This window comes from Asanoa hainanensis, from assembly GCF_900188485.1.
In the GTDB taxonomy this organism is placed as follows: domain Bacteria; phylum Actinomycetota; class Actinomycetes; order Mycobacteriales; family Micromonosporaceae; genus Asanoa; species Asanoa hainanensis.
In genome coordinates this window covers 428,160-448,574 of sequence record NZ_FZPH01000004.1, presented here as the reverse complement: position 1 = coordinate 448,574, position 20,415 = coordinate 428,160, and the positions used below count along the sequence as shown (strand labels likewise).

Sequence of the window (20,415 nt, the reverse complement as noted above, 5' to 3'; positions counted from 1 at the left end):
GGTACCTGCCAACAGCGCCAATGCGTAGAACGGGTCTCACCGACCGCGCCCAGAGAGCGCTCCCATAACGATATGGGAACGCTCCCATCGATTGGTATTGACGCCGGCGAAACCTGTCGGCAATCTCGTGGGAGCGCTCCCGGGAACCGTGGAACACGACGCATCCGGGTTTCGCCTGACCAACCCCACCACTTGCATCTCCTGACCTGAGAGGGGTCCTGGATGAGCGTCAGCGGACGCGGAAGCAAGCTGGTCGCGCTCGCCGCAGGTACCGCACTCGTGCTCGGCGTCACTGCCTGTGGCAGTGACGAGGGCGACAGCGGCACCACTGCCGGCGGCAAGCCCGACAAGCTGGTCGTCGAGACCTTCGGCGAGTTCGGCTATGACGAACTGGTCAAGCAGTACGAGAAGGACACCGGCATCAAGGTCGAGCTGCGCAAGACCGCCCAGCTCAACGAGTACCGCCCCAAGATCGTGCGCAGCCTGGCCACCGGCAAGGGCGTCGCCGACGTCGTCGCACTCGAAGAGGGCATCCTCAACGAGTTCAAGACCAACCCGGCCAACTGGGCCGACCTGACGCCGCTGGTCAAGGACCACAGCACGGAATACCTGCCGTGGAAGTGGGAGCTGGGCAAGGCCGCCGACGGGCGGCTGATGGGCCTGCCCACCGACGTCGGCAGCCTGGCGGTCTGCTACCGCACCGACCTGTTCAAGGCGGCTGGCCTGCCGGTCGAGCGCGACGCCGTCACCGCGCTCTGGCCCGACTGGCCGGCGTTCATCGAGACCGGCAAGAAGTACCGCGAGAAGACCGGCAAGGGCCTGCTCGACTCGGTCACCACCGCGGCCAGCGCGATCACCATGCAGATCGGCGGCGACATCTTCTACGACGCCGAGGACAACATCGTCGCGGACAAGAGCGCGTCGGTGAAGCAGGCGTGGGACACCTCGCTGCAGATGGTCGACGCCAACATCACCGCGAAGACGGCCACCTGGTCGCCGGAGTGGAGCGCCGGCTTCAAGCAGGGCACGTTCGCCGCGACCTTCTGTCCTTCGTGGATGCTCGGCATCGTGCAGGACAACTCCGGTCCGGAGAACAAGGGCAAGTGGGACGTCGCCGGTGTGCCCGGCAAGTCCGGCAACTGGGGTGGCTCGTGGCTCGGTGTGCCTGAACGGGGGAAGCACAAGGCCGAGGCCGCGAAGCTGGCCGAGTACCTGACCAGCGCGAGCAGCCAGGTGGCGGCGTTCAAGCTCAAGGGCCCACTGCCGACCAACCTGGAAGCGCTGAAGAACCCGGACTTCCAGTCGTACACGAACCCGTACTTCAGTGACGCGCCGACTGGCAAGATCTTCGGCGGCAGCGTCGAGGGCATCAAGCCGGTCCACCTCGGCCCGAAGCACCAGGCCGTGAAGGAGCAGGCGATGGAGCCGGCCCTCCGGGCCTACGAGAACGGCGAGGCGAACGCGGCCGCCGCCTGGGACCAGTTCATCAAGGACGCCGCGACCCAGGGCGCCTTCTGACGGAACCCGACCGGAAGGGCCCTTCTGTGCGAAGGGCCCTTCCGCACGGTCGCCCGGGTTCGACGGTCCAGAAAGGACACCACCATGGCACTCGCCACGCCCGCGCGCCCGGCGCCGCCCGCGCCGACCCGGCCGCCCCGGCACCGGAACACCGGCAGCGCCAAGCGCGCCCGCTGGGACATGAAGTACTCGCCGTACGTCTACATCGCACCGTTCTTCATCGTGTTCGGCATCTTCGGGCTCTACCCGATGGCCAAGACCGCCTGGATGTCCCTGCACGACTGGGACATGATCGGCGAGCACACCTTCATCGGCTTCGACAACTACGCCGAGCTGCTCAAGGACGACTACTTCTGGAACGCGCTGGTCAACACGCTCGGCATCTTCGTCGTCGCGACGATCCCGCAGCTCGTTCTCGCGCTGTTCCTCGCGAACCTGCTCAACCGCACCCGGCTGCGGGGCAAGACGCTGTTCCGGATGGCCATCTTCGTACCCAACATCACCTCGGTCGCGGCGGTGGCGATCGTCTTCGCGATGCTCTTCCAGCGTGACTTCGGCGTCGCCAACTGGCTGCTCAGCGTGGTCGGCGTCGACCCGATCGACTGGGACGCGGAGCGGTGGAGCTCGTGGACCGCGATCGCGTTCATGGTCGACTGGCGGTGGACCGGTTACAACGCGCTGATCCTCCTCGCCGGCATGCAGGCGATCCCGCGCGACCTCTACGAGGCGGCCTCGATCGACGGTGCCAACCAGTGGCGGCAGTTCTGGCGGATCACCCTGCCGATGCTGACGCCCACGTTCGTCTTCGTCGTGCTGCTGTCGACGTTCGGCGGGCTGCAGCTCTTCACCGAGCCGCTGCTCTTCGGCAACGGCAACATGCGCGGTGGTACGCAGCGCGAGTTCCAGACGCTCGCCATGTACATGTACGAGAAGGGCATCAACAGCTTGAACACGGCCGGATACGGAGCCGCGATCGCCTGGGCTCTGTTCGTGCTGATCGGCATCATCGCCGCGATCAACCTGGCCGTCGTCCGCCGTACCGTCAAGTGAGGGAGCCCACGATGGTCGCGGCCTCCGCCCGCCTCTGGAAGACCAGCCCGCTGACGTACATCGCGCTGGTCCTCGCCGTTCTGGCGTCGATCTATCCGTTCTACTACATGTTCGTCATCGCCACCCGCAGCCTGGACGCCATCAACTCCGTGCCGCCGCCGTTCACGCCGGGCGACGCGTTCGGCGCGAACTTCCAGCGGGTGCTCGACAACGACGCCGCCAACTTCGTCAAGGGCGTGGTCAACTCCGTCATCGTGTCCACAGTGGTAACGGTCGCGGTCGTGCTGTCCGGCACGTTGGCCGGGTTCGCTTTCGCCAAGCTGCGGTTCAAGGGTCGCAACGGGCTGCTGCTCGCCATCGTCGTGACGATGATGGTGCCGACCCAGCTCGGCCTGATCCCGCTCTGGGGGATGATGCAGGACCTGGGCTGGTACGACACGCTCTACGCCGTCACGATCCCCTTCCTGGTCAGCGCGTTCGGCGTGTTCATGATGCGCCAGTACGCCACCCAGGCGGTCTCCGACGAGCTGATCGAGGCGGCGCGGGTCGACGGGTGCAGCACGTTCCGGATCTACTGGAACGTCGTGCTGCCCGCGCTGCGTCCGGCGGCCGCGGTGCTCGGCCTGCTCACCTTCATGGACACCTGGAACCAGTTCCTCTGGCCGTACGCCGCACTGACCAACGACAACCCGACGCTGCAGGTCTCGCTGGCGTTCCTGTCGTACGCCTACTACACCGACTACTCGCAGGTCTTCGCCGCGACGGCGGTCGGCACCGTGCCGCTGCTGCTCGTGTTCATCCTGTTCGGCCGTCAGATCATCGGCGGCATCATGGAAGGCGCCGTCAAGTCGTGACCATGTTCCCACCGGATTTCCTCTGGGGCGCCGCCACCGCGGCCTATCAGATCGAAGGAGCGGCCACCGAGGACGGGCGTACGCCCTCGATCTGGGACACCTTCAGCCACACTCCCGGCCGCACCGTCAATGGCGACACGGGGGACGTCGCGTGCGACCACTACCACCGCTACCGCGACGACGTGAAGCTGATGGCCGACCTGGGGCTGCGCTCGTACCGGTTCTCGTTGTCGTGGCCGCGGATCCAGCCCGGCGGCACGGGGCCGGCCAGCCGGCGGGGCCTGGACTTCTACCGGGGCCTGGTCGACGAGCTGCTGGAGAACGGCATCGAGCCGTGGGTGACCTTGTATCACTGGGACCTGCCGCAGGAGCTGGAGGACGCGGGCGGTTGGCCGTCCCGGGACACCGCGCGGCGGTTCGCCGACTACGCGGCGCTGGCCCACGAGGCGCTCGGCGACCGGGTGAGGTTCTGGACGACCTTCAACGAGCCGTGGTGCTCGGCCTTCCTGGGCTACGGCTCGGGCGCGCACGCACCGGGCCGCACCGATCCCGGCGACTCGGTGCGGGCTGCACACCACCTGATGCTGGGTCACGGGCTGGCGCTGCAGGCCATCGGGTCGGCGGGGATCACGCTCAACCTGTACGCGATCTCGCCGGCGTCCTCGTCCGCCGCCGATCTCGACGCGGCCCGGCGGATCGACGGGCTGGCCAACCGGATCTTCCTCGACCCGCTGCTGCGCGGTGCGTACCCGGTTGACGTCGTCTCCGACCTGTCCGGTGTGACCGACATGTCCCACGTACGCGATGGGGATCTGGCTGTCATCTCTTCGCCGTTGTCCGTCCTGGGCGTCAACTACTACAGCCGGCATGTGGTGGGTGCGCCGGTGGTCGGCGAGGTGCCCACGCCGTACTGGCGGAAGCAGACCTGTTGGCCCGGCAGCGAGGATGTCCGGTTCGTCACCAGAGGGCTGCCGGTCACCGATATGAACTGGGAGATCGACGCGCCCGGTCTGGTCGAGACGCTGACCAGGTTGCACGCGGAGTATCCGGCGGTGCCGCTCTACGTGACCGAGAACGGCGCGGCGTTCGTCGACGAGGTGGTCGACGGCGAGGTGTCCGATCCGTTGCGGGTGGCGTACTTCGACGCCCATCTGCGCGCCTGCCAGGAGGCGATCGAGGCAGGGGTGCCCCTGCGGGGCTACTTCGCCTGGTCGCTGATGGATAATTTCGAATGGGCGTGGGGCTACACGAAGCGTTTTGGCATGATCCATGTCGATTACGCGACGCAGCTCCGCACGCCGAAGACCAGCGCCAGGTGGTACGCCGACGTGATCCGACGTAACGGACTGGCCGCAGAATAAGGCCGCCTGCGGAGGAGTAAACGATGACGACCCAACGAACCCGGTCGCTAGGTCGGCCGACCCTGGACGCGGTGGCCGCCCGGGCCGGGGTCGGCCGGGGCACCGTCTCCCGGGTCGTCAACGGCTCACCGCAGGTCAGCCCGGAGGCCCGGGCGGCGGTGCAGGCGGCGATCGCCGAGCTCGGCTACGTGCCGAACCGCGCGGCCCGGGCCCTGGTCACCCAGCGCACCGACTCGGTCGCCCTGGTCGTCTCGGAGTCCGAGGAGCGGGTCTTCGGCGAGCCGTTCTTCGCGGCGATCGTGCGCGGCGTCAGCTCGGGCCTGCTCGACACGTCGATGCAGCTCTGGCTGGCGATGGCGCAGTCGCCGGCCGAGCGCGAGCGGATCGAGCACCACCTGACCAACCAGCACATCGACGGCGTGCTGCTGCTCTCGCTGCACGACGCCGACCCGCTGCCCACGCTGCTGGAGCAGCGCGGGCTGCCGGCGGTGCTGGGTGGCCGCCCGGCCCGGATGCTCCAGCCGGACGCCCAGGAGGCCTACTACGTCGACGTCGACAACGCCGGCGGTGCCCGGCAGGCGGTGGAATACCTGTTCGGTCGGGGCCGCCGCCGGATCGCCACGATCGCCGGCCCGCAGGACATGGGCGCGGGCGTCACCCGACTCGCCGGCTACCGCCAGGCGGTCGAGGCGCTCGGCGCCCAGGTCGACGAGAAGCTGATCGGCTACGGCGACTTCAGCGAGGCCAGCGGCACCGCGGCGATGCGCCGCCTGCTCGAGGACAACCCGACCCTGGACGCGGTCTTCGCCGCTTCGGACCTGATGGCGTACGGGGCGGTCCGCGCGCTGCAGGAGGCCGGCCGGTCGGTGCCGGCGGAGGTCTCCGTGGTCGGCTTCGACGACGCCCCGATCGCCCGCCAGGCCAACCCGGCGCTGACCACGGTGCACCAGCCGATCGAGGAGATGGGCCGCGAGATGGCCCGGCTGCTGGTCGCCCGCATCCGCCGTGAGGAGATCACCCAGCCGCACGTCGTGCTGGACACCTGGCTCGTCGAACGCGAGAGCGCCTAGAGTCCCTGGGCTCGCCTGAGCTCAGGCGAGCCCAGCCACCGAGATCTCCAACGGCAAGGGTTCCGACGTGCGCAGGTGCCCGCCCGGTCCGGCCTCGGCCGCGAGCACATAATGCTCGCCGTGGAGCACGAACAGCCGGAGCAGCGGTGTCGTGGCTTCGGTCTCGACCAAGAGGTATGCCGGGATACCGGCCATCGCGTAGAGCTGCATCTTCAAGACGCGATCAGCGATGGCATTGCTCGGCGAGACGATTTCGCAGACCAGACGCACCTCGGAGGCTTCGACCACCGAGCCTTCCTCGTCGGTGTCAGCGACGACGAGGTCTGGAATGACCACCCGATCGGCCTTGAGACGGAGGTCGATCGCTTTGTAGACGATCAGCCCTGCAGGCTCGGCTGTGACGTCGAGCATCGCGGCCAGCTTGCGGCTCACCCGCTGGTGGCGCTTGCTCGGTGCCGGACTCACGAGAAGACTCCCGTCGAAGAGCTCGATGCGCTGGAGGCGACGGACACGACGTGTGTCAACCCTGGGCGCGCCACTCGTCGGCGAGCATCGCGAAGTCGAGTTCTGTGCTCCACTCGCCCTTGAACCATTCGTTCTGCACCAGGCGGGCTTCCTGGCGCAGGCCCAGGCGGCGCAGGACCTTGGCCGACGGCTCGTTGCGTTCGTCGATGCGGCCGATCACGCGGTGCAGGCCCAGGTCTTCGAAGGCCAGCCGGAGCATCGCGCGGGACGCTTCCGTCGCGTACCCCTTGCCCTCGAACTGGGGGTTGATCATGTAGCCGAGCTCGCCGCTGCGGTGGGTGCGGCTGTGGAGGAACAGGACGACGTCGCCCACGAGCTCGCCCGTTTCGGCCAGCTCCGCGCCCAGGGTCAGGGCCTGGCCCTCGTCGGTCAGCGAGGTGAGGGACCACATCCCGGCCAGCCGGTCCGCGATCACCTCGCGGGACATCGGCTCGAACGGCACGTAGCGGCACACGTCCGGCAGGCTTCGGTAGGCCAGCAGGGCGTCGGTGTCGGCGGCGGTCAGCGGGCGCAGCAGCAGGCGTTCCGTGCGCACGGGGTAGGTCGGGTGCAGCTCGAGCTTCGGTTCATCCAGCACCAGGCCATGGTGCCAAACAGTGAGTCGGGCTCGCATCCGCGTATGTGCGCCCGGCGGCCCGGCCTGGCAGACTCCGGCGGATGCTTGACGAGCGCGTGCCGGCCAACGAGACCACCGTTCCGCTGCTGCCCTGCCTCGCCCCCGACGAGACCCTGGCCTTCTGGCGGGCCCTGGGCTTCGAGACGATCTGGGAGCAGCGCAAGCCGTACCTCTATCTGGCGTTCAAGTGGCGCGGCGTCCAGTTGCACTACGGGCGCCCGCCCACCGGCGTCGACCCGGCCGAGGAGACCACCGGCGGCGCGCTGGTGATGGTCGACGAGGTGGCGCCCTACCACGCGGAGTTCGCCGCGACCATGCGCGCGGAACACGGCAAGGTGCTCGCCAAGGGGCTGCCCCGGATCACCCGCTACCGGGCGGGGGCCTCGCGGTTCACGATCATGGATCCGTCCGGCAACTCGATCGTCTTCATCCAGCGGGACGAGCCCGCGGAGCTCGAGTACGGCGGGGACAAGGCGCTGCAGGGCCTGGCGAAGGTGCTGGACAACGCGCGGATCCTGCGCGAGTTCAAGGAGGACGACAAGGCCGCGTTCCGGGCACTGAACTCCGGACTGCGCCGCCACGGCGAGGCCGCGTCGGAGGTCGAGCGGGCGTCGGCGCTGGCTCAGCTCGTCGAGCTGTCGACGGCCCTGGGTGAGCCGGTCGAGCAGTGGGGTGCGCGGCTGCGCGAGCTCGACCTGAGCCCGGCGGAGAGAGAAAGCGTGAGGTCGGCCGTCGCCGACCCCACGCTGCTCGACGAGTGGCTCAGTTGAGGGACCACTTGCGCAGTTCGCGGCGGGCCAGGGAGGCGCGGTGCACCTCGTCCGGGCCGTCCGCGAGCCGCAGCGTGCGGGCCGAGGTCCAGAGCGCCGCCAACGGCGTGTCCTGGCTGACGCCGGCCGCGCCGTGCGCCTGGATCGCCTTGTCGATCACCCACTCGGCCATCGACGGCGTCGCGATCTTGATCGCCTGGATCTCCGTGTGCGCGCCCTTGTTGCCGACCGTGTCCATCAGCCAGGCCGTCTTGAGCACCAGCAGGCGGGCCTGCTCGATGCGCACCCGGGACTCGGCGATCCAGTCGCGCACCACGCCCTGCTCGGAGAGGGGCTTGCCGAACGCCGCGCGCGCGGCCACCCGCCCGCAGAGCAGTTCGAGCGCCCGCTCCGCCATGCCGATCAGCCGCATGCAGTGGTGGATCCGGCCGGGGCCGAGGCGGGCCTGGGCGATGCCGAAGCCGTCGCCCTCGGCGGCGATCAAATTCTCCGCGGGTACGCGTACCCCCTCGAACGAGATCTCCGCGTGGCCGCCGTGCGTGCCGTCGGTGAAGCCGAAGACCGTCATGCCCCGCTCGACCGTCACACCAGGGGTGTCGCGCGGCACGAGGATCATGCTCTGCTGCTTGTGCCGCTCGGCCGACGGGTCCGTCTTGCCCATCACGATGAAGATCTCGCAGCGCGGGTCCATCGCGCCGGACGACCACCACTTGCGGCCGTCGATCACGTACGAGTCGCCGTCGCGCCGGATGGTCGTGGCGATGTTGGTCGCGTCGGACGAGGCCACGTCGGGCTCGGTCATGCAGAACGCTGACCGGATCGTGCCCTCCAGCAGCGGGCTGAGCCAGCGGGCCTGCTGCTCGGGCGAGCCGAACTCGGCCAGCAACTCCATGTTGCCGGTGTCGGGCGCGGCGCAGTTGAGCGCCTCGGGCGCCAGGTGCGGGCTGCGGCCCAGCAACTCGGCCAGCGGCGCGTACTGCAAGTTGGTCAGGCCGGCGCCGTGCGATCCGGGCAGGAACAGGTTCCACAGGCCGCGCCGGCGGGCCTCGGTCTTGAGCTCTTCCATGACCGGCGGCCGGGTCCACGGGTTCTCGGCCCGCTCGACCTGGGCCGTGAACACCGCCTCGGCCGGGTAGACGTGCTCGGTCAGGAAGTCGTTGACCGCCTCGTGCAGTTCGCCGGTGCGTTGATCGAACCCGAAGTCCATCAGCCCTCCACGGATGCGAGTGCGGCGAGCCCGTGCGCGGTGAGCGGAGCGGCCATGTCGGCGAACCGCTCGAAGCCCTCGCCAACGGTCTGGCCAAGTGTGAATCGGTAGTAGATCCCCTCGGCGATCACGGCCAGCTTGAAGCAGCCGAGTGCCACGTGCCAGTCCAGTGGGCCCACGTCGACGCCGCCGGCGGCCACGTACCGGTCGATCAGCTCGGCGCCCTTCGGGAAACCGGCCCGGGGGCCGATCCCGTCGGAGACGACCCCCGCGGCACCCGCCGCGGCCGGGCCGCCGAGCACGTCCCAGTAGGTCAGCAGCAGGCCCAGGTCGGTCAGCGGGTCGCCGAGCGTGGCCATCTCCCAGTCGAGCACCGCGCGGATGGCGCTGCCGTCGGGAGCGACGATCAGGTTGTCGAGCCGGTAGTCGCCGTGCACGATCGCGCCGGGCCCGACCGGGTCGGGGATGCTCGCGGCCAGCTTGTCGCGCAGCGCGTCCACATCGGGCAGCGGGCGGCTGCGGGACTTGTCTAGCTGGCCGCTCCAGCGCCGGACCTGGCGGGCCAGGAAGCCGTCGGGGCGGCCGAAGTCGCCGAGCCCGACCTCGTCGGGCTTGACCGTGTGCAGCGCGGCGAGCGTGTCCATCATCGCGAAGGCCAGGTCGCGACGGCGGTCCGCGCCCAGCGGGTCGGTCTGCGTGTGGCTGCGGAAGACCGTGCCGTCGACGCGGCGCATCAGATAGAACGGTGCGCCGATCACCGTCTCGTCTGGACAGAACCGGACCGTCTCGGGTACGGGCACCGGCGTCGACGCCAGCGCGGAGATGACGCGGAACTCGCGGCCCATGTCGTGCGCGGTGGCCAGCACGTGGCCCAGCGGTGGGCGGCGCAGCACCAGGTCTTCGCCGGCCGCGACCACGTGATAGGTCAGGTTCGACCGGCCGCCGGGGATCAGCGTCGCGGTGACCTCCGCGCCCAGGTAGCCGGACAGACTACGCACATCGAGCCCAGCCGGCCCCTCCGAGGTCATCTGAACAGTTGAGGGCACGCCGTTCACGGTGTCAAGCCGAGGTTGTATCTGCCGGGACATGGCTCGGCAACAGGGACGAAATGGTCAGCCGGCAGGCTTGTCCCTAACGCGAGCGAGGGGAGACGGGGGATGTTGTTGCGGTTGCGGGTGACCCTTCCCGACCGGCCCGGGGCGCTCGGTCAGGTGGCGCGCACGTTGGGCGTCTCCGGTGCCGACATCGTCCAGGTCGTCGTGCTGGAACGGATGGGTGGCCGCGCCGTCGACGACTTCACCGTCGTATGGCCGGGCAGCAACCGGCTGGAGCGGCTGCGCGCTGGGCTCGGTGCGATCCCAGGCGTGCACGTCGACGGCATCTGGCGGGCGATCGGCGCGCCCACCACCAGCGGCCACGACGCGGAGCTGCTCGGCCAACTCGCCGCCAACCCGGCCGACGGACTGGCCACCCTGGTCGACGCCGTGCCGGGGTTGCTGGCCGCGGACTGGGCGGCCGCCGTGGTGGTGCCCGCCGACTGGGCGGCCCGGGCCGGTTCGGCTCCGGGTGCGGCCCCGGCGGTCGCCTGCGCGAGCTGGCGGGCACCGGAGCCGCCGGTGCTCCCGGAGGTCACCCCGTTGCGGGCCCGGCCGCTCGACGGACCACAGGGCATGCGGTACGCGGTCGCGCCGTTCGGCCGGGCCGGCCTGGTGCTGGTCACCGCCCGCGGCGCCGGTGAGGAGCTGCCGGCCGCGGCGTTCCACATCAGCGAGGTCGACCGGCTGGCCCAGCTCGTCCGGGCCGCCGCGATGATCCTCGGCGACCGGCTCGACCTGGTCAGCGCGCCACCGGTGTCCGCGTAGTGAGGAGGACGGCATGACACTCTGGCGGATCCGCGCGACGGTCGACGACCGTCCGGGCTATCTCTCCGTGCTCACCGCGAGCCTGGCGCTCAAGGCGGTCAACATCCTCGCCGTCCAGGTGCACACCACGGAGGCCGGCGCGGTCGACGAGTTCCTGGTCGACGCACCGCACGTGCTGACCGAGGCCGACCTGCGCGCCGCGGTCGAGAAGGGCCGGGGGCGGGACGCCTGGATCGCGCCGGCCGAGGCGCAGGGCCTGGCCGACCAACCGACGCGGGTGCTGGGCCTGGCGACCCGGCTGGTCCGCGACCCGGACGCCCTCGGCGACGCGCTGCGGACCCTGCTCGACGCCGACGCGGTCACCTGGCGGCCCGCCGGGCCGACCCGGGCCGGGATGCGGGCCGGCTCGATGGTGCTGCCGGACCCGACCGGCGGCCGCTACGACGTGCTCAGGGCGCAGCCCGACTTCACCCCGGCCGAGTACGCGCGTGCGCAGGCGCTGGTCGACGTGGCCGCCGCGGCGGCGCGGTCGGCCGACCTGACGACGCTGCTGCTCCCCGACGGCGCGGAGCTCGTGCTGCGACCGGCGACGCCGGACGACCTGCCGGCCCTGGTGGCGATGCACGAGCGCTGCTCGGCTGGCACCCGGCGGCAGCGCTACCTGACCGGCGACGGGGTGCCCGGGCCGGCCCAGCTCGGCCGGCTGCTCGACGCCAGCCGCGTGCGGACCCTGCTCGCGGCCGTGCCGGGGGTCACCTCCGTGGATACCGTCGTCGCGATGGCCAACCTGGTCATGGAAGGCTCGCTGGCGGAGCTGTCGGTGGTCGTCGAGGACGGCTGGCAGCGCCGGGGCGTCGGCACGGCGCTGGTGCGGCGGGCGTTGGCCCACGCCGAGCGGCTCGGCTGCGCGGCGGTGCTGGCCCACACGACCGTGGACAACCTGGCCATGGAGCGCACGCTGCGGCGGCTCGGCCACCCGGCGCCGGTGCGGCGCGACGGTGCGGTCGCGAGCACCACGGTGCCCTTGCGACATGGAACTTCGGCGTCGGCCTGACGCCGGTGAAAGCTCCGACGGACTCGGTCTTGGTGCAGGACCGGATTCGACGGGGGTAGGGGATGGGTCAGGGTCCCTTCCCGTGGGACGGCGGGAAGGGGCCCCACATCGCGGGCGCGATGCCGATTCGGCGTCGCGCCCGCGGGTGTTTTCCAGGCGTTAAAAGGGGGCGGATGCGCCCACATCCGCCCCCTCGTGTCCTCCGCTGCGCGTAGTCGCGCGCGGCTCCACGGACAGCGCTGAGTTTAATGCCCGATAACACCTATGCGTCCCGGCCGAAAGGCCAAAAGCGCTGGTACCACCGTGTGGTGACGACCGCCGCGTCGGCTCTTGTGATGGCCCTGTTGCTGGAGGGAAAACTGTCTCGTTCCACCATTCCGTCAGCGATAACCTTTCAAGAATGACGACGTTGACCGGCGCGCTGGTGCTTCTGCGGCCCGCGACCGACGCCGACATCGCTCCGCTGGCGGTGATCCGGTCGGCCCCCGAGGTCACGAAATGGTGGGGTGACGAAGAGGACTACCCGGCGGCGGTCGCCGAAGACCTCGAACGGACCTTCGTCATCGAGGTCGACGGCCGCATGGTCGGCGCCGTGCAGACCTACGAGGAAGACGACCCCATGTACCGGCACGCCGGCATGGACATCTACCTGGAGCCCTCGTCGTACGGCCGGGGCATCGGCACCGACGCCGTCCGCACGATGGCGCGGCACCTGATCCGCACCGTCGGACACCACCGCCTGGTGATCGACCCCGCCGCCAACAACGCGGCCGCGATCCGGGCGTACGAGAAGGTGGGCTTCCGGCGGGTCGGCGTGTTGCGCCGCTACGAGCGCGGTCCCGACGGCACCTTCCACGACGGGCTGCTGCTCGACCTGTTGAACGACGACCTGATCGACTGAGTTTTCCGTGCCAGATTTTGACCCGGCTCCCCGGGTTGTGGTGAAGTGCGCGGCGTGAGCGACGCGTGGACCGGCCCGGTTCTGGTGACCGGCACCGACAGCGGGGTGGGCAAGACCATCCTGACCGCGGCCGTCGCCGTGGCCGCGCAGTCCGCCGGGCTGCGGGTGGCCGTGATCAAGCCGGGCCAGACGGGTGCCGTCGCGGGCCAACCGTCCGACGTGGACACGGTCCGCCTGCTGGCCGCGCCCGCGACGGCCCGATCGCTGGCCTCCTATCCCGAGCCCCTGGCGCCGCTGACCGCGGCCAGGATCGCCCAGGAGGAGCCGCTCGAGCTCTACACCGTCGTCGACGCCGTCCGCGCCGAGGTGGAGAAGCACGACGTGGTGCTGGTCGACGGCGCCGGCGGGCTGCTGGTGCCGATGGGCCTGCGCCCGTCCGGCGAACCGTGGACGATGGCCGACCTGGCCGTCTCGTTGGGCGCGCCGGCGGTGGTGGTGGCCCGGGCCGGCTCGGGCACGCTCAACCACATCGCGCTCACCCTGGAGGCGCTGTCCCGGCGGGCCGTGACGGCCGGCGTGGTGCTCGGCGCCTGGCCGGCCGAGCCGGAGCTCGCGCACTGGTCCAACCTGACCGACCTGGTCGACAACCTCGTGGGCGTGCTGCCCGAGGGCGCCGGCTCGATGGAACCGGGGGTGTTCGGCCGTTCCGCGCCCGGCTGGCTCACCCCGACCCTGCACGGGGTGCTCGACGACTGGCGCGCCTGGGCGGAGAACATCGACTGATGACCGACCTTGCCGACGCGTTCGTCCGGCTGCACGCCCGGCTGGCGCCGGTGCCGCTGACTCCGGAGATCGTGCTGCACCAGGCCGACGAGCCGATCGGGCTCTGGGAGCTGACCGAGGGCCAGTTCCGCAGCGAACAGCCACCGCCGTTCTGGGCCTTCGCCTGGGCCGGCGGCCAGGGGCTGGCCCGCTACGTGCTGGACAACCCGTCGGTGGTCGCCGGGCGCCGCGTGCTCGACGTCGCCTGCGGCTCGGGCCTCGTCGGCATCGCCGCGGCCAAGGCCGGTGCCGCCTCCGTCCGCGCAGTCGACATCGACCCGCTCTCGATCGCGGCGGTGAACGTCAACGCCGCCGCCAACGGGGTGACGGTGACCGCCGACCTGGCCGACATCCTCGACGGCCCGGCCGACGCCGACGTGGTCCTGGCCGGAGACGTCTTCTACAGCCAGGCCTTCGCCACGCGCATGTTCGGCTTCCTCCGCCGGGCCCGCAAGGCCGGCGCCGACGCCTACGCGGGCGACCCGGGCCGCGCCTTCCGCCCAGGCGCCGCCGGCACAGAGGTCGCCACGTACGAGGTCCCCACCACCATGGCCCTGGAAAGCGTCACGAAGAAACAGACGTCGGTCTGGCGCCTGCCTTAGGGCCTTATCAGTCGGATGCCGTTGACCGGGGCGCGGACCATCGACATCAGGGCTGCCGGTGCCTCGTCGAGGGTCAGGTTGTCGGTGACGAGCTCGTCCGGGCGCAGGGTGCCGGCTTCGATGAGGCGGAGCATCTCCGGGTACGCGTGTGCCGGCATGCCGTGGCTGCCGAGCAGCTCCAGCTCGTAGGCGATCACCCGGTCCATCGGCAGTGCCGGGCGGCCGGTCACCGCCGGCAGCAGGCCGACCTGGACGTGCCGGCCGCGGCGGCGCAGGCATTCGATCGAGGTGACGCAGGTGACCGACGAGCCGAGCGCGTCCAGTGACAGGTGGGCGCCGCCGCCGGTGCGGTCGCGGACGGCTGCCGCCACGTCGGCCGGGCCGCCGGTGATGGCCGAGGCGTCGATCACCTCGGCGGCGCCGGCGCGGGCGGCCAGCTCCAGGGCGCGCGGTGCGATGTCGACGGCGACCACGCGGGCGCCCGCCGCGGCCGCGACCATCACGGCAGAGAGGCCGACGCCGCCGCAGCCGTGCACGGCCACCCACTCGCCGGGCGCGACCCGGCCCTGGTGCACCACCGCGCGGAAGGCGGTGCCGAACCGGCAGCCGAGGCTCACCGCGGCGGCGTCGCTGACCGTGTCGGGCAGCCGCACCAGGTTGACGTCGGCGTGCTCGATCGCCACCAGCTCGGCGAACGAACCCCAGCGGGTGAAGCCGGGCTGGCTCTGGTTCTCGCAGACCTGCTGGTCACCGGCCAGGCAGCTCGGGCAGCGCCCGCACGCGCAGATGAACGGCACCGTGACCCGGTCGCCCGGTTGCCAGCGGGTCACGCCCGTGCCGATCTCGGTGATCACGCCCGTGAACTCGTGGCCCGGCACGTGCGGCGTCACGATGTCGGGGTCGTGGCCCCGCCAGCCGTGCCAGTCGCTGCGGCACAACCCGGTCACCGACACGCTGATCACCGCACCGCCCGGGGGCGGCGTCGGGTCGGGCACCTCGGCCACCTGGGGTGGGGACCCGAAAGCTTCGTAGTACACAGCGCGCACGGCGTCAGGTTACGCCCTTAGGCGAGCCGTCCTCAGTCGTCGCGACGCTGTCACGTCGCGGCGATTTTCGGTCATGCAATCCACCTCGGGTTACGGCCAAAGGCAGCAATAAGCTTGTCCTGTGCCGTGGCGTTGCTCGGCACCTCGACCGCGGCGCCGATGGCGCCACCGGAACGATAGGCGTCCTCGTTGGCCGGGAACCAGGCGGCCACCTCTTGGAGCAGGTCGTCGTCGAGGTCGCGGTCCTGGCCGGTCGCGGCGGCGATGTCCCAGCCGTGCACGACGTGGTCGGCGAGCAGTTGCCGCACGTACTCCTCCGCCGGTGTCACCCCGAAGGACAGCTCCACGTCGCGGGACAGCGCACCCGACGCGCGCACCGCGGCCACCGACTCGGCCGAGGCGTCCTGGGCCGCGCCGACCGGGTCGGCACCGAGCAGGTCGCCCTCGAACCTGTTGCCGACGGAGCCCAGGCTGGCCCCGTTGATCAGCGGCACCGACCAGCGGTCCTCGTAGACCAGGTGGTTGACCAGGTCGCGCACGGTCCAGTCGGTGCACGGGGTGGGCGCCGACCACTGGTCGGGACGGATCCGCGCCACCTGGTCGGCGAACCCGCGCAGCGCCCGCTGGTACGCGGCGGTGAGCTCCATGGGGCCGATTCTGCTCCGCCGGGCGGGCCGGGTACGCCGATCGCCCAACTCAGCGCGGTTTCAGCGCCCCGCGTGCCCCGAAAGAGATCAGGGCGCCGACCGCGACCACGCCGACCGCGCAGGCGCCGGTGATCAGCAGGCCGTCGGGCGTGCCCAGCACCGGCTCGAGCGCCGTGCCGGCCAGCGCCGAGCCGGCCGCGAAGCCCAGGTAGACCGCCGTGTTGGCCCAGGTGAACGCCTCCGCCCGGGCCTCGTCGGGTGTCAGCTCGGCCACCAGGGTGAACTCGACGGTCGTGGTCGGCGCGATGAACAGCCCGGCGAACAGCAGCAGCACCGCCAGCGACCACAGGTTCTGCTGGAGCAGGATCACACCGAAGCCGGCGACGTTGCCGAGCATGAGGATCCCGTACTGGCGCCACGGCGGGGTGCGGAACGTCCGGCCGGCGTACCAGAGCCCACCGGCGATCGAGCCGGCGCTCCACACCGCCACCAGGAGGCCGGCCTGGTCGGCGTGTCCCTCCACCGCCGCGTGGGCGGGGATCGCCACCTCCATCAGGCCGTACGCGACGGAGGCCAGCCCGGCGACGGCCAGCACCACCAGCATCCCGGCGGACCGCACCGGGCTCACCCGCCGGCGCGTGGCCGGTGGCGCGGGCCAGCCCCGGCGGACCGGCGCCGCGGTGGCGAGGGCGATCGAGCCGACCGCGGTGACCGCGGCCGCGACCAGGGTCGCCGCGTACGCGTCGGCCAGCGCGGTGATCAGGCCGACCAGCGCCGGGCCGACCACATAGGTCAGCTCGACCGCGATGGCGTCCAGCGCGTACGCCGTGTGTACGTGTTTGGGCGCGATCCGCGGCAGCACGGCCCGGGTGACCGGGTCGATCGGCGGGTTGACGGCGCCGGCCAGCCCGGCCAGCAGGATCGCCGTCCACGCCGGAGTGCCCGCCCGCAGCGCCAGCACGAGGGCCACCAGCAGCGCCGCCTGGGCCAGGCCGCACCAGACCAGCACGCCGACGGCCCGGCCGCGGTCGGCCAGCCGGCCCAGCACCGGCCCGACCAGCGCGGTCAGGGCCGAGTTGGCCGCCGTGGCGAGGCCGGCGGCACCGTACGAGCCGGTGCCCTGCGCGACCGCCAGCACGAACAGCAGCGTGAGCATGCCGATGGGCAGCCGGCCGACCAGCGACGGCACGGCGATCCGGACGACACCGGGGGTGCGGAGCAGGTCGCGGTAGCGACGGAGGGCGTGACCCACGCCCGCTCAGCCGGCGAGGTTACGCAGGTGCAACAGCTCGTCGACCGCGCTGTCGAGCAGGTCGCCGGGGTGGTCGCGGAGGATCCGCGGCGTGGCCAGCAGCGTGTCGTGCCGGCCGGGCGGCCCGACCAGCACGGGCCAGAGGCCGACGTTCGCGCAGTCCTCGGCCGCCTCCACCGCCCAGCCGGGCGGGTCCGCCATGGAGACGAAGGCGCCGTTGTCGACCGACAGGATCAGGTGGCTGGCCACCAGGGCCGTGGTCAGGGCGACCTCGTGGCCGTCGGCGCCGGCCCGGGTGCGGTTCTCCACCCAGACCCGCAACCGCAGCGCCCGGTGGGGTGCCGACACGGGCTGGGCGCTCACGTTGAGCATCGCGCACAGGGGTCGGCGATGCCGGACCACCTGGCCGACCAGGGCGCGGCCGGCGTCGTGCAGCTCGGTGCGGTCGAACCCGCCGGGCACCCGGATCGTGTGCCGCGCCCCGGCGCCGACCAGCGTCGCCTCGTCGACGTCGAAGAGGAGCTCGTGCTCGACGGGCTCGTCGCAGGACGCGATCGCGCTGCCGTCGACGCCGAGCGAGCCGACCGGCTTGAACCGCCCGCGGTCGGGCAGCCAGCGGTAGACGGTGCGGCGTTGCACCTGCAGGAACCGGAGCAGCACCCGCAGGCGTACGCCGGGATCGGCCTCGACCAGGCACTCGGTCTGCGCGGTCGCGGACAGCGACTCGTCGCCGGCGGCGAGGTCGGCCGGCATCAGCATGCCGAACTGCCACCGGTTCGGGTCCCGGTGACCGGCGGCGCGGTAGGGCCGGAGCACCGGACCGGCACAGAGGACGGTGTCGGCGACGATTCGCGCCGCGTCGATGTCCATGAGCGCTGCTGCACCTCGGCTTCTTGGCTGGGCCTGGAGCTGGCGGATCCCACGGGGCAGCGCGTGGCGGTGCGATGGTATTGCGGGGCATCGGGGTAAAACGATCATGTTGACCGTTTTGGCCAGCATATGCCGGGTAACCCTTGTCGCTCAAGAGCGCGCCCGGACGGCCGTTCACCCGCATGGATGACCAGCGCTGTCACCGCTTGCGGCACTCCGTGATGCCGCGAAAACTAGGCCCGCGCCCCTCAACGTTCGTGGAAGGTGGCGATGGCTGTGAGTGCGCCCGACGACCTGTCGAGTGACCGCACCGCCGAGCGGGCCTGGATCTGTGCCCGCCGGATCCGTGAGCGCCGGCGCCAACTCGACCTGACCCAGTCCGATCTGGCCGATCTGCTGGCTCGACGAGGGCTCGCGCTCACCAACCGCACGGTCAGCGCGATGGAAAATGGCCGCCGGCTCGACCTGGGCAAGCTGCCGGACCTGGCCGAGGCCCTGACCTGCTCGGTCACCTATCTGCTGGGGCTGACCCGGGACCCGACCCGCTGGGAGCCCGATCGGAGCTGAGTGGATCTCACGTGTGTCGCAGCGCGGGGTGCTCGCGCCGGCCACTGATACTGGCTCCATGATGGGCAAGTCGCACGCGCTCTCGGGCGCGGTTGGTTGGTTGGGCGGGTGTGCCGGGCTGGTCGCGGCCGGGCATCCGGTGGCGCCACTGTCGATCGTGGCCGGTGCCGCCGTCGCGTCCGGCTTCGCGCTGTTGCCCGACATCGACCACCCGAGCTCGACCGTGTCCCGCACCCTCGGCCCGATCACCCGGATGATCTCGCGGGGCGTCTCGGGTGCTGCGGCGGCCTTCGGCAAGGCCACCTGTGACCACTGTGAACGTCAGCGTGGCCAGGGTGGACACCGGCTGGTCACGCACACCGTGCCGTTCGCGATCCTGGTCTTCCTGCTGGCGGCGCTGGCCGGTCGGTACGGGGGCGTGACGGCCAGCATCGTGATCGTCGGCTTCGCGGTCTGGCTGGCGACCCACAGCGCGCTGACGCCGCACACCCGTGCCGAGATCGTCGACGCGCTCATCCCGGGCCAGATCCGGGGCAAGCGGGCCAGGAAGTTCACGGCGGCGCTCGGCGCGATCATCGCGGCCACCGCGTTCGCGTACGCGGTGCGCCACTTCGCCGAGCCGGGTGCGAGCTGGTGGTGGGTGGGCCTCGCGGCCGGCTGGGGCACGCTGGCCCACACGCTGGGCGACTCGATCACCCACTGGGGCAGCCCGCTGTTCTGGCCGGCCAAGATCCGCGGTTGCACCTGGCGCACGGTGGGCACGCCGAAGTTCATGCGCTTCCGCGCCGGCGGCCCGGTCGAGCGCTGGCTGATGGTGCCGGGCATGGCCCTGATCGGCCTGGGCGCAGCCTATCTGCTGCTGGCGCCGGTGGCCCGCGGCTATCTCGGGTAGCTCGCGCCGTTGAAGTTGACCCGCAGCGTGTAGAGCGACGTCGTGGCGGTGATGAACAGGTGGTTGAGGCGCGCGCCGCCGAACGTGAAGTTGCTGACGATCTCGGGCACCAACAGCTTGCCGAGCAGGTCGCCCTCGGGTGAGAAGCAGTGCAGCCCGTCGTGGGCGGCGGCCCAGACCCGACCCTTGGCGTCGACCCGCAGCCCGTCGAACGAGCCGTTGTCGCAGGTCGCGAAGACCTCGCCGGCCATCAGGTTGGTGCTGTCGGCGACGGTGAACCGGCGGATGTGCTTGCGCCGCGTGTCGGCGATGTAGAGGGTCTGCTCGTCGGGGCTGAACGCCAGCCCGTTGGGGCGCTCGAAGTCTTCGGCGACCGCCCGCACCTCGCCCGACGGGTCGACCCGGTAGACGTGGCAGCCGTCGAGCTCGGGCTCGGCCTGGTGCCCCTCGTAGTCGGTGGTGATGCCGTAGCTCGGGTCGGTGAACCAGACCGTGCCGTCGGCCCGCTCGACCACGTCGTTGGGGCTGTTGAACCGCTTGCTGCGGTAGCGCTCGGCGAGCACGGTGATCGTGCCGTCCGGCTCGGTGCGGGTCACCCGGCGGTTGCCCTGCTCGCAGCTGATCAGCCGGCCGGCCCGGTCGACGGTGTTGCCGTTGACGTAGCTCGCGGGCTGCCGCAGCGCGCCGACCGCGCCGGTGGTCTCGTCCCAGCGGAGCACGCGGTCGTTGGGGATGTCGCTGAAGACCAGGTAGCGCCCGGCGGGGAAGTAGGCCGGACCCTCCAGCCACCGGCCGTCGCCGAACAGCCGCTCGAGGAAGGCGTCGCCGTCGGTGCGGCCGAACCGCTCGTCGAGGGACTCGAAGCGAGCCGGGACCCGATCAACGTTTCGCCGGACGTCGTGTGGCGTTAGCATAAGCAGACCGTATCC

At 71.3% G+C, this 20,415-nt stretch carries 22 protein-coding genes; 13 read left to right on the top strand and 9 right to left on the bottom strand.

Going from position 1 to position 20,415, the window contains the following annotated elements:
- Window positions 1-222 precede the first annotated feature (222 nt).
- The 5 genes from CHC05_RS13190 (at window position 223) to CHC05_RS13170 (ending at window position 5,853) form a co-directional block, all read left to right on the top strand.
- A complete protein-coding gene (locus CHC05_RS13190) occupies window positions 223-1,518 on the top strand; it encodes an ABC transporter substrate-binding protein (protein WP_089248322.1) in 1,296 nt (431 codons plus the stop codon).
- Between the two features lie 84 nt (window positions 1,519-1,602).
- Window positions 1,603-2,568 carry a carbohydrate ABC transporter permease gene (locus tag CHC05_RS13185; protein ID WP_089248320.1) on the top strand — a complete coding sequence of 322 codons (966 nt, stop codon included), beginning with the start codon at window positions 1,603-1,605 and terminating at the stop codon, window positions 2,566-2,568.
- An 11-nt stretch (window positions 2,569-2,579) separates the two neighbouring features.
- Window positions 2,580-3,422: a carbohydrate ABC transporter permease gene (locus CHC05_RS13180; protein ID WP_089248318.1), complete on the top strand. Its 843-nt coding sequence runs from the start codon at window positions 2,580-2,582 to the stop codon at window positions 3,420-3,422.
- Window positions 3,423-3,424: 2 nt separating this feature from the next.
- Complete coding sequence (locus CHC05_RS13175) at window positions 3,425-4,783, top strand: GH1 family beta-glucosidase (protein WP_089248656.1); 1,359 nt, start codon at window positions 3,425-3,427, stop codon at window positions 4,781-4,783.
- Window positions 4,784-4,806: 23 nt separating this feature from the next.
- Window positions 4,807-5,853, top strand: coding sequence for a LacI family DNA-binding transcriptional regulator (locus CHC05_RS13170; RefSeq protein ID WP_089248316.1), 1,047 nt, complete (start codon window positions 4,807-4,809; stop codon window positions 5,851-5,853).
- 21 nt (window positions 5,854-5,874) lie between these two features.
- Here the strand turns inward: CHC05_RS13170 and CHC05_RS13165 are convergent, their stop codons facing one another.
- Both CHC05_RS13165 and CHC05_RS13160 read right to left on the bottom strand, forming a co-directional pair.
- Window positions 5,875-6,318, bottom strand: a complete 444-nt coding sequence (locus CHC05_RS13165; RefSeq protein ID WP_245870816.1) for a Uma2 family endonuclease — start codon at window positions 6,316-6,318, stop codon at window positions 5,875-5,877.
- Window positions 6,319-6,373: 55 nt separating this feature from the next.
- Complete coding sequence (locus CHC05_RS13160; protein ID WP_245870815.1) at window positions 6,374-6,955, bottom strand: GNAT family N-acetyltransferase; 582 nt, start codon at window positions 6,953-6,955, stop codon at window positions 6,374-6,376.
- Window positions 6,956-7,035: 80 nt separating this feature from the next.
- Between CHC05_RS13160 and CHC05_RS13155 the strand changes: the two genes are divergently transcribed.
- The gene (locus CHC05_RS13155) at window positions 7,036-7,764 is read left to right on the top strand and encodes a VOC family protein (protein WP_089248310.1); all 729 of its coding nucleotides are present in this window, start codon (window positions 7,036-7,038) and stop codon (window positions 7,762-7,764) included.
- On the opposite strand, the gene CHC05_RS13150 is transcribed toward CHC05_RS13155, so the two are convergent.
- Window positions 7,757-8,971 (bottom strand): acyl-CoA dehydrogenase family protein, encoded by a 1,215-nt coding sequence (locus tag CHC05_RS13150; RefSeq protein WP_089248308.1) that lies wholly within the window; start codon window positions 8,969-8,971, stop codon window positions 7,757-7,759. The two genes, CHC05_RS13155 and CHC05_RS13150, sit on opposite strands and share 8 nt — an antisense overlap.
- Window positions 8,971-9,999 (bottom strand): phosphotransferase family protein, encoded by a 1,029-nt coding sequence (locus tag CHC05_RS13145; RefSeq protein WP_089248306.1) that lies wholly within the window; start codon window positions 9,997-9,999, stop codon window positions 8,971-8,973. Before CHC05_RS13145 ends, CHC05_RS13150 begins: the two co-directional genes overlap by 1 nt.
- A gap of 129 nt (window positions 10,000-10,128) precedes the next feature.
- On the opposite strand from CHC05_RS13145, the gene CHC05_RS13140 reads away from it, so the two are divergent.
- The 5 genes from CHC05_RS13140 to CHC05_RS13120 all read left to right on the top strand — a co-directional run bounded on the left by CHC05_RS13140 (window position 10,129) and on the right by CHC05_RS13120 (window position 14,212).
- Complete coding sequence (locus CHC05_RS13140; RefSeq protein ID WP_089248304.1) at window positions 10,129-10,833, top strand: ACT domain-containing protein; 705 nt, start codon at window positions 10,129-10,131, stop codon at window positions 10,831-10,833.
- Window positions 10,834-10,846: 13 nt separating this feature from the next.
- Entirely contained in the window at window positions 10,847-11,887 is a 1,041-nt protein-coding gene (locus CHC05_RS13135; RefSeq protein ID WP_089248302.1) for a GNAT family N-acetyltransferase, read from the top strand.
- 400 nt (window positions 11,888-12,287) lie between these two features.
- On the top strand, window positions 12,288-12,788 hold the full coding sequence (locus CHC05_RS13130; protein WP_089248301.1) for a GNAT family N-acetyltransferase: 501 nt from the start codon (window positions 12,288-12,290) through the stop codon (window positions 12,786-12,788).
- A 45-nt stretch (window positions 12,789-12,833) separates the two neighbouring features.
- Window positions 12,834-13,571, top strand: coding sequence for a dethiobiotin synthase (bioD, locus tag CHC05_RS13125; protein ID WP_089248299.1), 738 nt, complete (start codon window positions 12,834-12,836; stop codon window positions 13,569-13,571).
- Window positions 13,571-14,212 (top strand): class I SAM-dependent methyltransferase, encoded by a 642-nt coding sequence (locus CHC05_RS13120; RefSeq protein ID WP_089248297.1) that lies wholly within the window; start codon window positions 13,571-13,573, stop codon window positions 14,210-14,212. Before bioD ends, CHC05_RS13120 begins: the two co-directional genes overlap by 1 nt.
- Here CHC05_RS13120 and CHC05_RS13115 read toward each other — a convergent pair.
- The 4 genes from CHC05_RS13115 to CHC05_RS13100 all read right to left on the bottom strand — a co-directional run bounded on the left by CHC05_RS13115 (window position 14,209) and on the right by CHC05_RS13100 (window position 18,027).
- Window positions 14,209-15,258, bottom strand: a complete 1,050-nt coding sequence (locus CHC05_RS13115; RefSeq protein WP_089248295.1) for a zinc-dependent alcohol dehydrogenase family protein — start codon at window positions 15,256-15,258, stop codon at window positions 14,209-14,211. The two genes, CHC05_RS13120 and CHC05_RS13115, sit on opposite strands and share 4 nt — an antisense overlap.
- 71 nt (window positions 15,259-15,329) lie before the next feature.
- The gene (locus tag CHC05_RS13110; RefSeq protein WP_089248293.1) at window positions 15,330-15,905 is read right to left on the bottom strand and encodes a TIGR03086 family metal-binding protein; all 576 of its coding nucleotides are present in this window, start codon (window positions 15,903-15,905) and stop codon (window positions 15,330-15,332) included.
- 49 nt (window positions 15,906-15,954) lie between these two features.
- A complete protein-coding gene (locus tag CHC05_RS13105) occupies window positions 15,955-17,157 on the bottom strand; it encodes an MFS transporter (protein ID WP_089248291.1) in 1,203 nt (400 codons plus the stop codon).
- A 6-nt stretch (window positions 17,158-17,163) separates the two neighbouring features.
- Window positions 17,164-18,027, bottom strand: coding sequence for a hypothetical protein (locus CHC05_RS13100; protein WP_089248289.1), 864 nt, complete (start codon window positions 18,025-18,027; stop codon window positions 17,164-17,166).
- A gap of 270 nt (window positions 18,028-18,297) precedes the next feature.
- Between CHC05_RS13100 and CHC05_RS13095 the strand changes: the two genes are divergently transcribed.
- Both CHC05_RS13095 and CHC05_RS13090 read left to right on the top strand, forming a co-directional pair.
- Complete coding sequence (locus tag CHC05_RS13095) at window positions 18,298-18,594, top strand: helix-turn-helix domain-containing protein (protein ID WP_144022573.1); 297 nt, start codon at window positions 18,298-18,300, stop codon at window positions 18,592-18,594.
- A 58-nt stretch (window positions 18,595-18,652) separates the two neighbouring features.
- A complete protein-coding gene (locus tag CHC05_RS13090; RefSeq protein ID WP_089248285.1) occupies window positions 18,653-19,486 on the top strand; it encodes a metal-dependent hydrolase in 834 nt (277 codons plus the stop codon).
- On the opposite strand, the gene CHC05_RS13085 is transcribed toward CHC05_RS13090, so the two are convergent.
- Window positions 19,474-20,400, bottom strand: a complete 927-nt coding sequence (locus CHC05_RS13085) for an SMP-30/gluconolactonase/LRE family protein (protein ID WP_089248283.1) — start codon at window positions 20,398-20,400, stop codon at window positions 19,474-19,476. The genes CHC05_RS13090 and CHC05_RS13085 overlap by 13 nt on opposite strands.
- Window positions 20,401-20,415 lie beyond the last annotated feature (15 nt).

Excerpts from the sequence above, each read along its gene's own strand:
- CHC05_RS13170 (WP_089248316.1), top strand. The coding sequence starts at position 4,807 with ATGACGACCCAACGAACCCGGTCGCTAGGTCGGCCGACCCTGGACGCG.
- CHC05_RS13100 (WP_089248289.1), bottom strand. The coding sequence starts at position 18,027 with ATGGACATCGACGCGGCGCGAATCGTCGCCGACACCGTCCTCTGTGCC.
- CHC05_RS13145 (WP_089248306.1), bottom strand. The coding sequence starts at position 9,999 with ATGACCTCGGAGGGGCCGGCTGGGCTCGATGTGCGTAGTCTGTCCGGC.
- CHC05_RS13140 (WP_089248304.1), top strand. The coding sequence starts at position 10,129 with ATGTTGTTGCGGTTGCGGGTGACCCTTCCCGACCGGCCCGGGGCGCTC.
- CHC05_RS13185 (WP_089248320.1), top strand. The coding sequence starts at position 1,603 with ATGGCACTCGCCACGCCCGCGCGCCCGGCGCCGCCCGCGCCGACCCGG.
- CHC05_RS13150 (WP_089248308.1), bottom strand. The coding sequence starts at position 8,971 with ATGGACTTCGGGTTCGATCAACGCACCGGCGAACTGCACGAGGCGGTC.
- CHC05_RS13110 (WP_089248293.1), bottom strand. The coding sequence starts at position 15,905 with ATGGAGCTCACCGCCGCGTACCAGCGGGCGCTGCGCGGGTTCGCCGAC.
- CHC05_RS13090 (WP_089248285.1), top strand. The coding sequence starts at position 18,653 with ATGATGGGCAAGTCGCACGCGCTCTCGGGCGCGGTTGGTTGGTTGGGC.
- CHC05_RS13175 (WP_089248656.1), top strand. The coding sequence starts at position 3,425 with ATGTTCCCACCGGATTTCCTCTGGGGCGCCGCCACCGCGGCCTATCAG.
- CHC05_RS13180 (WP_089248318.1), top strand. The coding sequence starts at position 2,580 with ATGGTCGCGGCCTCCGCCCGCCTCTGGAAGACCAGCCCGCTGACGTAC.
- CHC05_RS13095 (WP_144022573.1), top strand. The coding sequence starts at position 18,298 with ATGGCTGTGAGTGCGCCCGACGACCTGTCGAGTGACCGCACCGCCGAG.
- CHC05_RS13120 (WP_089248297.1), top strand. The coding sequence starts at position 13,571 with ATGACCGACCTTGCCGACGCGTTCGTCCGGCTGCACGCCCGGCTGGCG.
- CHC05_RS13155 (WP_089248310.1), top strand. The coding sequence starts at position 7,036 with ATGCTTGACGAGCGCGTGCCGGCCAACGAGACCACCGTTCCGCTGCTG.
- CHC05_RS13190 (WP_089248322.1), top strand. The coding sequence starts at position 223 with ATGAGCGTCAGCGGACGCGGAAGCAAGCTGGTCGCGCTCGCCGCAGGT.
- CHC05_RS13085 (WP_089248283.1), bottom strand. The coding sequence starts at position 20,400 with ATGCTAACGCCACACGACGTCCGGCGAAACGTTGATCGGGTCCCGGCT.
- CHC05_RS13130 (WP_089248301.1), top strand. The coding sequence starts at position 12,288 with ATGACGACGTTGACCGGCGCGCTGGTGCTTCTGCGGCCCGCGACCGAC.
- CHC05_RS13135 (WP_089248302.1), top strand. The coding sequence starts at position 10,847 with ATGACACTCTGGCGGATCCGCGCGACGGTCGACGACCGTCCGGGCTAT.